The sequence below is a fragment of the Krasilnikovia sp. MM14-A1004 genome, assembly GCF_047159485.1.
Classification (GTDB): domain Bacteria; phylum Actinomycetota; class Actinomycetes; order Mycobacteriales; family Micromonosporaceae; genus Actinoplanes.
Genome location: NZ_AP038773.1, coordinates 2,029,833 through 2,041,369, shown reverse-complemented (window position 1 = coordinate 2,041,369; position 11,537 = coordinate 2,029,833). Strand labels below are relative to the sequence as shown.

General features: G+C 73.3%; 11 protein-coding genes. 5 read left to right on the top strand and 6 right to left on the bottom strand.

Features of this window, described 5'->3' with window-relative positions:
• Positions 1–85 precede the first annotated feature (85 nt).
• Positions 86–1,225 carry a PQQ-dependent sugar dehydrogenase gene (locus ACMCNN_RS09310; protein WP_412745783.1) on the top strand — a complete coding sequence of 380 codons (1,140 nt, stop codon included), beginning with the start codon at positions 86–88 and terminating at the stop codon, positions 1,223–1,225.
• Positions 1,226–1,341: 116 nt separating this feature from the next.
• On the opposite strand, the gene ACMCNN_RS09305 is transcribed toward ACMCNN_RS09310, so the two are convergent.
• From ACMCNN_RS09305 to ACMCNN_RS09295, 3 genes are all read right to left on the bottom strand, one after another.
• Positions 1,342–1,599, bottom strand: a complete 258-nt coding sequence (locus tag ACMCNN_RS09305) for a hypothetical protein (protein WP_412745782.1) — start codon at positions 1,597–1,599, stop codon at positions 1,342–1,344.
• Positions 1,600–1,823: 224 nt separating this feature from the next.
• Entirely contained in the window at positions 1,824–2,483 is a 660-nt protein-coding gene (locus ACMCNN_RS09300; protein ID WP_412745781.1) for an HAD family hydrolase, read from the bottom strand.
• On the bottom strand, positions 2,480–3,352 hold the full coding sequence (locus tag ACMCNN_RS09295) for an LLM class F420-dependent oxidoreductase (protein ID WP_412745780.1): 873 nt from the start codon (positions 3,350–3,352) through the stop codon (positions 2,480–2,482). The genes ACMCNN_RS09300 and ACMCNN_RS09295 overlap by 4 nt, the downstream gene beginning before the upstream one ends.
• Positions 3,353–3,566: 214 nt before the next feature.
• On the opposite strand from ACMCNN_RS09295, the gene ACMCNN_RS09290 reads away from it, so the two are divergent.
• A complete protein-coding gene (locus tag ACMCNN_RS09290) occupies positions 3,567–4,535 on the top strand; it encodes a glycosyltransferase family 2 protein (protein WP_412745779.1) in 969 nt (322 codons plus the stop codon).
• On the opposite strand, the gene fgd is transcribed toward ACMCNN_RS09290, so the two are convergent.
• The 3 genes from fgd to ACMCNN_RS09275 form a co-directional block, all read right to left on the bottom strand.
• Positions 4,432–5,436, bottom strand: coding sequence for a glucose-6-phosphate dehydrogenase (coenzyme-F420) (gene fgd, locus ACMCNN_RS09285; RefSeq protein ID WP_412745778.1), 1,005 nt, complete (start codon positions 5,434–5,436; stop codon positions 4,432–4,434). The two genes, ACMCNN_RS09290 and fgd, sit on opposite strands and share 104 nt — an antisense overlap.
• Before the next feature lie 10 nt (positions 5,437–5,446).
• Complete coding sequence (locus tag ACMCNN_RS09280) at positions 5,447–7,372, bottom strand: sigma-70 family RNA polymerase sigma factor (protein ID WP_412745777.1); 1,926 nt, start codon at positions 7,370–7,372, stop codon at positions 5,447–5,449.
• 439 nt (positions 7,373–7,811) lie between these two features.
• Positions 7,812–8,171: a histone-like nucleoid-structuring protein Lsr2 gene (locus ACMCNN_RS09275; protein WP_412745776.1), complete on the bottom strand. Its 360-nt coding sequence runs from the start codon at positions 8,169–8,171 to the stop codon at positions 7,812–7,814.
• Positions 8,172–8,402: 231 nt separating this feature from the next.
• Between ACMCNN_RS09275 and ACMCNN_RS09270 the strand changes: the two genes are divergently transcribed.
• The 3 genes from ACMCNN_RS09270 to ACMCNN_RS09260 all read left to right on the top strand — a co-directional run bounded on the left by ACMCNN_RS09270 (position 8,403) and on the right by ACMCNN_RS09260 (position 11,488).
• Positions 8,403–8,834, top strand: coding sequence for a hypothetical protein (locus tag ACMCNN_RS09270; RefSeq protein WP_412745775.1), 432 nt, complete (start codon positions 8,403–8,405; stop codon positions 8,832–8,834).
• Positions 8,831–10,180 (top strand): D-alanyl-D-alanine carboxypeptidase family protein, encoded by a 1,350-nt coding sequence (locus tag ACMCNN_RS09265; protein WP_412745774.1) that lies wholly within the window; start codon positions 8,831–8,833, stop codon positions 10,178–10,180. The genes ACMCNN_RS09270 and ACMCNN_RS09265 overlap by 4 nt, the downstream gene beginning before the upstream one ends.
• 396 nt (positions 10,181–10,576) lie before the next feature.
• Positions 10,577–11,488 (top strand): sigma-70 family RNA polymerase sigma factor, encoded by a 912-nt coding sequence (locus ACMCNN_RS09260; RefSeq protein ID WP_412745773.1) that lies wholly within the window; start codon positions 10,577–10,579, stop codon positions 11,486–11,488.
• The last annotated feature ends 49 nt before the right edge of the window (positions 11,489–11,537 follow it).

The window sequence follows — 11,537 nt, the reverse complement described above, 5'->3', positions numbered from 1 at the left end:
GGGCCGCTGTCATCCCGGGCCCGGTCGGGGCAGCCGGGCGGCGGGATGGCACCGTGGAGGGGAGCCACCGGCGAAGGGAGCGGACGTGAGCGCAGGTACGAGGGTGCACCGGCGCTGGGCGCTGGCGGTCGCCGCGGCGGGCACGGCCCTCGTGGCGGCATGCTCCGACGGCGGCATGCCGCCCACGTACCCGCCGCCGGGGTCACCGCCCCCGGTGTCCGGCACACCCGTTCCCGGCCGGTCGCCCGCGGGGTCCGTACCGTCCGGGGTGCCCGACCTGTCCGCGCCCGAGACCGTGGCCACCGGCCTGGACGTGCCGTGGGGTCTCGCACTGCTCTCCGACGGCAGCGCCCTGGTCGCCGAGCGCAACTCCGGCCGGATCCTGCAGGTGCGCCCGGGCGGCGGCGCGCCCCGCGAGGTCTACCGGGTGCCCGGCGTGGTGCATGCGGGCGAGGGCGGGCTGCTGGGGCTCGCGGTCGCCGCGGACCACGACCGCACCGGCTGGGTGTACGCGTACTTCACGGCCGAGCACGACAACCGGATCGTCCGGTTCCGGCTGGGCGGTACCGCCGCCCCCGAGGTCATCTTCCAGGGCATCGACAAGGCCGGCTTCCACGACGGCGGGCGGATCGCGTTCGGCCCCGACGGCATGCTGTACGCGGGGACCGGCGACGCCGGCGACCGCCCGTCCGCGCAGGATCCCGACGACCCCAACGGCAAGATCCTGCGGCTGACCCCGGACGGCGCCCCCGCGCCGGGCAACCCGGGCGGGAAGCCGGTGTGGAGCCTGGGCCACCGCAACGTGCAGGGCCTGGCCTGGTCGGCCGACGGGACGATGTACGCCATCGAGTTCGGCCAGAACCGCTTCGACGAGGTCAACGTCATCCGGCCGGGCGCCAATTACGGCTGGCCCGAGGTGGAGGGCACCTCCAACGACAGCCGCTTCGTCAATCCGCTGGTGACATGGTCGACGGTCGAGGCGTCCCCGTCCGGCGCCGCGATCGCGGGCGACACCCTGTACGTGGCGGCGCTGCGCGGTCAGCGCCTGTGGACGGTGCCCCTGCGCGGCGGCCCGCCCGGGGCCGAGCTGGTCGGCCGGTACGGGCGGCTGCGCACGGTGGCCGTCGCGCCGGACGGTGCGCTGTGGCTCACGACGTCGAACCGGGACGGTCGAGGCGATCCCCGTCCCGGCGACGACCGGATCCTGCGCTTCCCGGCCCGCTGAACCGGAAACGACGTCTGGCCCGCCGAGGCGGGCGACAGCTTCCGGCCCGCTCCTCGGCGGCTCCCGGTCCACGCAGGCGGGCACGGCTCCGGGCCCGCCTGCGCGGGCAGGCGTGGTCAGGCGTTCGCGTTCGCCGGGGGCAGCAGCGGCAGTTGGGAGATCACGGCCGCGTACTGCGCGACCTGACGGCCATTGGGCACCACTCCGACGGTGCGGAGCTGATCTTGGATCGCCTGCGCGACGGCATCCTCGGACTGGCCGCGATGCGTCTGCATGATCTTGTTGACGACATAGTCGACACGAAGCTGTACCTGCCAGCCTGCGGGACGGCTACCACCCGCGCTGGCAAGGGTTACGGGGGCGACGGGTTCCATGCGATCGAGTATCGGGAGCGTGCCCACCACACCGGAAGTGCGCCGGGGCCCGTGCAACCGGACTGCACCCGGACCACACCGCGGCCTCCATCAAACGTCCGATCCCTACCGCCATGTCAGAGATCCCCGCCCACCTGGCAGTACCTCGGGGTTACCGGCCAGTAGGTCCAACGCCACCGGCGAGCGGGCCGGGTGGCCCTGGCCGGCGCGGACCACCGTATCGCTCACCGCAGCTTGGCGATCGCCTCCGGGGTCAGGTCGTCCAGGTCGTCGACGACCAGGCTAGCCAACGCGAGGGCGTCCGGCGCGGGCGGGTAGGCGCCGTGCGGCACCGCGACCACGGCCAGCCCCGCCGCCGCGGCCGCCCGCAGCCCATTGCTGGAGTCCTCGACCGCGGCGCAGTCCTCCGGCGCCTGCCCCAGCCGCCGTACCGCGGCCAGGTACACGTCGGGCGCGGGTTTGCCCCGGTCGACCTCCTCGGTGGAGAAGGTGGCTTGGAACGCGTCGGTCAGCCCCGCGGTGGCCAGCACCTGGTCGATGAGGATCCGGGCGGACGAGCTGGCCAGGGCCAGCGGATACCGCTCACCCAGCCGGCGCACCGCCGCCACGGAACCGGGAATCAGCGGCAGGGCCTCGGAGTACCGCTGCGCCATCCGCCCCAGCACGTCGTCGGCCACCTGCTGCGGGGTACGCCCCACACCGACGTCCCGGCTGAGGTGGCTCGACCACTCGCCCGTACTCATGCCCATCATCCGCTGCTGGCTGTCCGGCAGGAACTCCCGCCCGTGCTCGGCCACGTACGCCCGGCGGACCTCCTCCCACACCCCTTCGGTGTCGATGATGACCCCGTCGAGGTCGAACACCACCGCCGCGATGCCGCTCACAGGGCCTCGGCCGCGGGGATCAGCTCCTTGGAGAAGATCTCGTACTGGTCGAGATCCCAGGCGTTGCGCAGGCTTCCGTGGGCCACGGTGAAGCCGAGCCCGGCCAGCCGGCGCAGTTCGTCGACGATCTCACCGACCCGTTCGCCCTTCTCGCCGAGGTCGAAGTTGTACAGCACCGTCTTCTCGATCTCGGCGTAGTCGCGGCCCACGGCATCGCAGTGCCGCTGCAGCACGTCGAGCTTGTGCTGCACGTCGGGGCCGCCGAACAGGTTGCAGGCGTCGGCGTACTTCGCGACGAACAGCAGCGTCTTCTTCTCGCCGCCGCCACCGATCAGGATCGGAATGCGCGGGCGGGCCAGCGGCAGCGGCGAGTTGAGCAGCCGGCCGAGCCGGTAGTGCCGCCCCTCGTACGCGCCCTCGTCGCCGTCGAACATCCGGCGGCAGATCTGCAGCGCCTCCTCCAGACGCTCGAAACGCTCCGCCGTGGGCGGGAACGACAGGCCGAGCCCGCGGGACTCCTCCTCGTTCCAGGCCGCGCCGATGCCGAGCATCGCCCGGCCGCCGGAGAGCACGTCGAGGGTGGTGACCGCCTTGGCCAGCAGGCCGGGTTCCCTGTACACCACGCCGGTCACCAGGGTGAGCAGCTTGGCGCGGCGGGTGTGCGCGGCCAGGAAACCCAGGGCCGTGTACGCCTCGAGCATCTCCTGCTCCGGCGGGCCGATGACCCCGATCTGCCAGAGGTGGTCCATCACGCTGATCCGCTCGAAGCCGGCCTCGTCGGCCGCCGCGGCCACCTCACCGAGGACCGGGCCGAGCCGGGGCGCGCCCTCGGGCCAGGTGAAGCTGGAGATGTGCAGACCGAGTTTCACGGCAGCGTCCTTTCGCCGGGGCGGACGGTTCGCCGGGGATGTCCCCCGGACGATCCTCCTGCACCCTAGCTCCCGCTGCCGCCCCGCATGGGCTCGATTCCCACGCCGGTTCCCGGTTACCCGCAACTTGCACGGTTGACGCGCACGGTCGGCTTGCTAGGTTGAAGCGCGACGGCGCCCTCCCCAGCGCCGCACAGTCCGAGGAGTCACCGCCATGCCTTCCTCGCGGCCCCCGTACGCCTCGCCGCGCGACCCCGTGTCGTCACCGACCGTGAGCGTCGTGATCCCCGTCCTGAACGAGGAGGAGAACCTCCCCCTCGTCCTGGAGGGTCTGCCCCCGGTCGACGAGGTGGTGGTGGTCGACGGCGGCTCCACCGACGACACGGTCGCCGTGGCCCGCGAGGTCCGCCCCGACGCCGTGCTCGTCCGGCAGACCCGCACCGGCAAGGGCAACGCCCTGGTCTGCGGGTTCGCCGCCGCCAGCGGCGACATCGTGGTCACCCTCAACGGCGACGGCTCCGCCGATCCGGGTGAGCTGCCCCGGTTCGTGGACGCGCTGCTGTCCGGCGCCGAGGTGGCCCACGGCTCCCGGTACCGCCACGGCGGCGCGCAAATGGGCGGCCCGCGCCTGGAGAGGCTCGCAGACCGGCTGCTGTGCGGGCTGGTCAACCTGCTCTGCGGCACCCGCTTCACTGATCTCGGGTACGGCTACAACGCGTACCGGCGCGACGTGCTGCCGCTGCTCGACCTGCCCGACCCCGGCCCGCCCGGTACGCGCCGGGGCGCCCGGCCGTGGGGCGACGGGCCGGAGATCGGGCCACTGCTCACCCTGCGTACGGGGACGGCGCGGCTGCGGATCGTGGAGGTGGCCAGCATCGGCTACCCCCGCATCCACGGCACGGTGCAGCGGCGTCCGCTGCACGGGCTCGGCTGGGCGCTGCGCGCGGCGTGGACCGAGTACCTGCGCCGGCGCGCAACCCGCCCGAATGCCGCGCCCCGGCCGACCCCGGAGCGCGGCGCGGACGCACAGCCCCCGCGCCCGTCCGGGGCGGCGCGGCATTCGGCCGCCAGGGACGTGGTCAGCCGCCGGCCCGCTCGCGCAGCCGGGGCAGGATCTGCTGGCCGTACAACTGCAGGAAGCGGTCCTGGTCCGGGCCGGGGGCGTGGAAGACGAGATGCTTGAAGCCCATGTCGAGGTACTCGGCGACCTTCGCCGCGTGTTCGTCCGGGTCGGCGGAGACGATCCACCGGCTCACGGTGCGCTCCACCGGCAGCGCGTCGGCGCGGCGCTGCATCTCCATCGGGTCCTCGACCCCGGTCTTCTCCTCGGGTGACAGGGCCAGCGCACCCCAGTAGTGGGTGTCGTTGCGGGCCCGTTCCAGGTCCGGGTCGAACGACACCTTCACCTCGATCATGAGGTCGAGCTCGTCCACCTTCCGGTCCGCCTTCTCCGCGCCCTCCCGGACGGCCGGCAGCAGCGTGTCGGTGTAGAGGGCGTGGCCCTTGCCACTGGTCGTGATGAACCCGTCCGCGACCCGCCCGGCCAGCCGGGTCGCCGCCGGGCCGGACGCGCCGATGTAGATCGGTACGGGCTGCTCGGGCTTGTCGTAGATCGTCGCCATCTCGGTCCGGTAGAACGTGCCCTCGAACGTCACCCGGTCCTCTGTCCACAACTGGCGGATCAGCGCCACGGCCTCCTTGAGCCGGGCGAAGCGTTCCTTGCCGTCCGGCCATTGTGTGCCCAGGGGCACCTCGTTGAGCGACTCCCCGGAGCCCACCCCGAGGATGATCCGGCCGGGGGCGAGACAGCCCAGGGTGGCGAACGCCTGGGCGACGACCGCCGGGTGGTAGCGGAACGTCGGGGTCAGCACGCTGGTGCCGATCAGGACCCGTTCCGTACGGGCGGCCAGCGCGCCCAGCCACGGCAGCGCCGCCGGGGCGTGCCCGCCGTCGTGGCGCCACGGCTGGAGGTGGTCAGAGACGAACACCGAGTCGAAGCCCAGCCGCTCCGCCTCGACGCCGTACGTGAGCAGCTCGGTCGGCGGGAACTGTTCCGCCGACGCCTTGTAGCCGAAGCGAATCATGGTTTCGACCCTATCCCGCGGCCCGGTACGCCCTCCCCGCCTCCGTCGGAGTGGCGCCGTCCCGGTACAGCCCGAACGCGGCGCTGTCCCCCACGGCGGGCAACGCGAACCAGGCGTACCGCTCGACGTACCGGCGCGATTGGAGCCCGGCCGTGCTGCCCCGGATGAACGCGGCCTGCTGCGCGCCGGTCGGATACTTCGGAGAGCCGCCGAAGTTCGCCAGGCCGAACTCGGTGACCCAGATCGGTAGCCCGTACCGGCGGTGGACCGCGTCCACGTAGCTCAGGAACTGTCCGACCGCGGCGGGACGGAAGTCCGAGCCGTACCAGTGCAGGGTGATGAAGTCGACGCGCCGGTGCTGTGCCCTGGCGCCGGACATGAACCGGTCGAGCCAGCCGCCCGCGGTGTCGCCGCCGTACGCCACGGCCGGGCTGCCCAGGCGCAGTCCGGTCCTCTCCAGCCGGGGCCACAGTTCGAGCGCCTGGTCGACGGTCAGGTTGGACTGCGCGGCCAGGTCCGGCTCGTTGAAGCCGAGCAGCACCTGCCCGCCGCGCCGGGCCCGCGCGAGGGTGGCGTCGGTGACGGCGTCCCGCCCCCAGATCATCGGTACGTACTCGACCCCGGCCGGTCCGGGCACGTCGCCGTTGTCGGCAGCCCAGTTGTAGTACCACCCGGCCCCGACATCGCGCAGCGACGCGGACAGGCCGGGGAACCTCCAGACGCTGACGCCCTTCTTCGCAGCCGGGGCCTTCTCCTTCACCGGCCGCGCGGGGGCGCTGGTGGTGGCCGGGGCCGGGGCCGACGTGGCGGCGGGGGCGGGCGACGACGGCTGCGGCGCCCCGGTGGCGAGCGCGACCGCGGCGGGCGGGGTGCCGGGCCGCTCGGCGGTGTGCCGGAACGCGACCGCCGCGCCGCCGCCCGCCACGACGCCTGTCGCGAGCACCGCGGTGAGCACGCGGCGGGCGACGCCACCGGCGACCAACTTGCCCAGCGCCGCCGCCTGCCCACCGCCCTTCGCCGCCGCCCCCTTGCCCAGCGCCGCACCGTGCCCTCCGCCATGCCCCGACAAGCCATTGCCCAGTGCCGCGCCGTGCCCTCCGCCATGCCCGGACAAGCCCTTGCCCAGTGCCGCGGGATGGCCGCCGCCGTGCGCCGCCACGCCGATCGGCGAGCCGAGACCGGATGCCGGGGGCGGCGGGACCAGCGCCATGCCGATGAGCAACCGTTCGGCCGCGACGAGGCCGGACCAGGCCGGTGCGCACTGCGGGCAGTCCCTGGTGTGCCGGGCGATGCGCTTGCGCCACAGCGCGTTCGGACGGCCGTCCCAGTCGGCGACGACGAGCCGCAGCTCCGGGCAGGGTGGCTGGGCGGCCAGCGCCCGGACGACCACCCGGGCCGTCTCCAGCTGACCCTTCATCCGCTGGACCCGGACCGCGGCGTGCTGGCGGGTGACCCCGAGGGCCGTGACGATCTCGTCGCGGGTCAGCTCCCCGGACGCCTCCAGCCACCACAGCGAGAGCAGTTCGCGGTTGTCCTCGTCGAGCCAGCGGGTCGCCTCGGCGGTCTCACGGCGCTGCCCGGACAGTTCGAGGCGGGTGATGGCCAGGTCGGTGAAGTCGGCGCCCGGATCGCGGACGTCGGCGTCCACGAGGACGTCCGGTGCCCCGCGCCGCAGCCGTACCCGCTCGCGCACCTGCCGTACCGTGATCGCCACCAGCCAGGACCGGAACGCCGCCGGATCCCGCAGGTCACCGAGGCTGCGCAGCACCCGCAGCATGGTGTCCTGGACGACGTCGTCGACGTCGGCATGGCCTTCGAGGGCGCGGCCGACGATGGTGTAGACCAGCGGCAGGTAGCCCGCGACGAGCCGGTCCATCGCGGCCTGGTCACCGGCGCGGGCCGCCAGAACGGTCGCAGTGTCGGGTTGCTCCGGCATGGCACCTGCCTCTCGTGCGGCAACGATCATCGCTCGCGGTGACCGTCGTGCACCACGCCCCCCGGCCGGGCCGTTCAGCGGCCGCCGCGGGTGTCCGTCGGCCACCACATGGGGAGACCGCTCAGCACACACCGGATAACGGATTTCGGCGGCGCGCGGTCGAGCGCCGGTCGCGCGAGCCGCGCCACACCGCGGCCGGAGTGAGGGTGTACGGAAGGAAGCACGTCACGGTCGGTTCGGCGCGAGTCACCCAGCGTCGGCGAATCCACTATTCCGCCAGCAGCCCGGACCATTCGACGGCGCACGGAGCCGCCCTACGAACGCGTCTTTCGGGGCTGTCCCGGCTGTTCGCCACGGGTCCCACCGGCCCGCGGGCGGCACGGCGCCGTGATCGCAGAATGCACCAACGGTTTCGTACGTGTTTCCCAACCCTTTCGGGTCAGCCCGCGTGCGCCTGCCGGTACGCCGCGGTGACGCCCGACGGAATGCGGCCGCGTTCGGAGATCTGGTGTCCGTGGCGCAAAGCCCACTCACGAATCAATCGGTTCTCGTCGCGACTACCGGCTGTACGGGCGACGGGCACACCGCGTCCCGGACGGCCCGAAGCGCGCCCGGATGCACCCCGGGCAACCCGCGTGCCTGCGGTGATGAACGGGTCCAGCGCCTTTCGCAGCTTTCCCGCATTGGCCTCGGAAAGGTCGATCGTGTAGTGCGTGCCGTCGAGACTGAACTCGACGGTGCGATCCGCCTTCTTGCCGTCCAGATCGTCGATCAAAGTGGTGATGACCCGCCGCGCCATGACGACTCCCGTTGTTCTGCGTAAGAACCGCGATCAGTGTCACCCGCGCCCGCGTTCCGGCGCAACGGTTCCGTGAAAATTCGACACATAACGATTCCACACGCCTATTTTCCGAGCCTGGTTTTGCGAAATGGCGCGCGGCCATTCACGCGATTCGCCGGTCCGGGCCGATCGACCGGCTTCGCAAACCCGGGTGGCTACGGGCGGCGGACGGACGTTAGGGTCGTCGCCATGAACGACGAACGGGCCGCCTGGCGGGAGCTGCGCGGGCGGGCCGTCGCCGGGCGCGCCGCCGCGCTGGAGGCGGACCGGGCCGCCGAGGCGACACGGGCCGCGGATCTGCTGACCGACTTCGTTCACCGGGCCGCCGAGCGCGGCCTGTCCCCCGCGCCGCTGACCGCCCGCTCGTTCGACGGCCGCGCCACGTACCGGACCCGGCTGCGCGGCTGGTATCTCAAGGCGAACCGTTCGGTCGCGGTCGGTGAGGACAGCCGGTACTACGTACTCAGCGTGCCCGCGTCGCTGCGGGCCCGGTTCCGCGGCGCCGAGTTGACGCCCAGCCCGCCCCGGCTGGTGGTCGGCGCGGGCGGCGGCGACGGCGAGACCATGCCGCTGGCGCAACTGCTGGCGCGCCGCCTCGACGCGGGGGTCACATGGCCGTGACACGCGCCCTCCGACCCCTGTGGCGCGGTGTGGTGGCGGTCGTCGCGGCCGCCCTGGTCACACCGCTCGGTGCGGCCACCCCCGCCACTGCCGCCCCGGCCCACGAGGCACAGAGCACCACCACCGCGACCCGCCGAGCGCAGATCGCCGCCAACCGGGCCCACCAGGCTCGGACCGCAGCGGCGCCCGTGCCGTGCCCCCGGCCCGCGGTCAAGCCGCCGCCCGGGCGCCCGCCCCGGCCCGTCCCGCCCAAGGACGATCCGGAACAGCGGTCCGTGGGCGGTCCGGCCCTGGCCACCGACGGGCTGGTCGTGCCGCCGGGCTCGCCCAAGCCACCCGCGCTGACCGCCACCAGCTGGCTGGTCGCCGACCTCGACACGGGCGAGGTGCTGGGCGGCTGCGGCCCCCACGTGTACGGCACCCCGGCCAGCGTGCAGAAGCTGCTGCTGGCCGCGACCGTGATGCCGAAGCTCGACCCGAAGCGCACCGTGACGATCACCGACGGCGACCTGGCGATCGAGCCGGGCAGCTCCGCGGTGGGTCTGGTCCGCGGCGGAAAGTACTCGGTGTCCACGCTGTGGCTGGGCCTGCTGCTGAACTCCGGCAACGACGCGGCCAACACGCTGGCCCGGCTCGGCGGCGGGACCGGCGGCGTCGCCGCGACGGTGGCCGCGATGAATGCCGAGGCCCAGCGGCTGGGCGCCGACCAGACCCACGCGGTCACCCCGTCCGGCCTCGACGGGCCCGGCCAGTTCACCAGCGCGTACGACCTGGCGCTGATCGCGCGCGTCTGCTTCGACCGGCCCGACTTCCGCCGGTACGCGCTCACCCGCAGCGCGCAGATGCCCGCCCAGAAAGCCCTGAAGAAGGGCGGGTTCCAGTTCCAGAACGAGAACAAGCTGATCTACAACTACCCGGGTGCGCTCGGCGGAAAAACCGGCTTCACCCAGCTCGCCCGGCACAGCTACGTCGGCGGGGCGCAGCGGGGCGGCCGCCGCCTCGTCGCCACGCTGCTGGGCGCCGAGGCGAGCCCGCTGCGCGGCTGGCAGCAGGGCGCGGCGCTGCTCGACTGGGGGTTCAGGGTGCCGCGCGGTACGTCCGTCGGTCAGCTGGTCGGCCCGCGCGACGGCACGGACACCGTCAAGGACGCCCCGGCCCCGCAGGCGGGCTCGCGGCAGCAGGTGCCGGTCACGCGGGCCGCCATGCCGGGGGGCGTTTCGGTGGGGGCCGCCGCCGCGGTGGCCGTGGTGCTGGCCGGGACCCCGTTGCTGCTCCTGCTCACTCAGCGGCGCCGCCGCGTACGCCGCCGCCGGACCCGGCGGAGCCCGGCGTTCCCGATCAACTGACCCACCCGATCGACTGACGGGCCTCCTTCCGCCGCACGGAGCGAGCCGCGCCACAGCGGCCGGCAAATCTCAACCGGGTTCCCGCAGCGCCGATTCACACCATGGCGCCGCCGAACCCCCGCGGCGGCGCCCCCCTCACTGGGCACCCCCGCCCGCGACGCCCGACCACCCCGCCCTCACCGGGCGTAATCCCTATCGCCCCTGACCGCCCGGCCCCAACCGGGCCCAGCGGCGTACGCCCTATTCCCCCGATCCCGGACAGTCACCAAGATCCGGTCGGATACAACCCTGCGGCAACTCTGCGCAACCGGAAGGCGTACCCCAGGTCACACACAGTTTCCCTGTCAGCCGGCAAGCCCACCGCCCGGGCCGCCGACCAATACCGGGGGAAACGCCATGACCAGCACCGACACGACTGCTGCCGACCTCGACACCGACACCGTTGGTGTGACCGTCCTGTCCGCTCGCGAGCAGGAGGAACTGGTCCGCCAGCACATGCCGCTCGTCGGCCACCTGGTCCGGGACATGCTCAGCCGGATCCCGAACCACGTGCACCGCGACGACCTCACGAGCGCGGGCCTGCACGCCCTGGTGAAGGCCACCCGCAGCTGGGACCCGGACCGTGGCATTCCCTTCCACCGCTTCGCGACCACGCGGATCCGCGGCGCGATTCTCGACGAGCTGCGCTCGCTCGACTGGGCCACCCGGTCCGTACGGACCAAGGCGCGGGCGACGGACAGCACCCGGCAGCGCCTCACCACCGCGCTGGGCCGTACGCCCACCAACGAGGAACTGGCGCAGGCGCTCGGCACCACCACCAACGAGCTGCACCAGACCGACTCCGACGTGCAGCGCGCGACCGTGCTGTCGTTGCAGAACTTCACCAGCTCCAGCGCCGACGACCTGGTCACCGAGCCGACGCCGGGACCGGAGGACATGCTGTTGCGCCGGGAGCAGATCGGCTACCTGCACCACGCGATCGCGTCGCTGCCCGACCGGCTGCAGACCGTGATCACGGAGTACTTCCTGAACGAGCGGCCGATGGCCGACATCGCCGCCGACCTGGGCGTCACCGAGAGCCGGATCAGCCAGCTGCGGGCGGAGGCGTTGTCGCTGCTCAAGGACGGCCTCAACACGCACCTCGACCCGCACCTGGCGCCCGTGCCGGAGAACCCGGCCAGCATCACGGCCCGGCGGCGCGCCGGCTACTACGCGGCGATCGCGGGCAACACGACCATGCACAGCCGGTTGGCGCTGACCAACGCCAACGGTCACACCACGTTCGGCCTGGGCGCCCCGGCCGCCTGAACCGGGACCGGCAGTCTTTGACGGGGTTGGCGCGGCGCGCCAACCCCGT

Bases quoted from the DNA above. Each gene is read 5' to 3' on its own strand.
- ACMCNN_RS09305 (WP_412745782.1), bottom strand. From the start codon at position 1,599: ATGGAACCCGTCGCCCCCGTAACCCTTGCCAGCGCGGGTGGTAGCCGT.
- ACMCNN_RS09290 (WP_412745779.1), top strand. From the start codon at position 3,567: ATGCCTTCCTCGCGGCCCCCGTACGCCTCGCCGCGCGACCCCGTGTCG.
- fgd (WP_412745778.1), bottom strand. From the start codon at position 5,436: ATGATTCGCTTCGGCTACAAGGCGTCGGCGGAACAGTTCCCGCCGACC.
- ACMCNN_RS09280 (WP_412745777.1), bottom strand. From the start codon at position 7,372: ATGCCGGAGCAACCCGACACTGCGACCGTTCTGGCGGCCCGCGCCGGT.
- ACMCNN_RS09275 (WP_412745776.1), bottom strand. From the start codon at position 8,171: ATGGCGCGGCGGGTCATCACCACTTTGATCGACGATCTGGACGGCAAG.
- ACMCNN_RS09270 (WP_412745775.1), top strand. From the start codon at position 8,403: ATGAACGACGAACGGGCCGCCTGGCGGGAGCTGCGCGGGCGGGCCGTC.
- ACMCNN_RS09260 (WP_412745773.1), top strand. From the start codon at position 10,577: ATGACCAGCACCGACACGACTGCTGCCGACCTCGACACCGACACCGTT.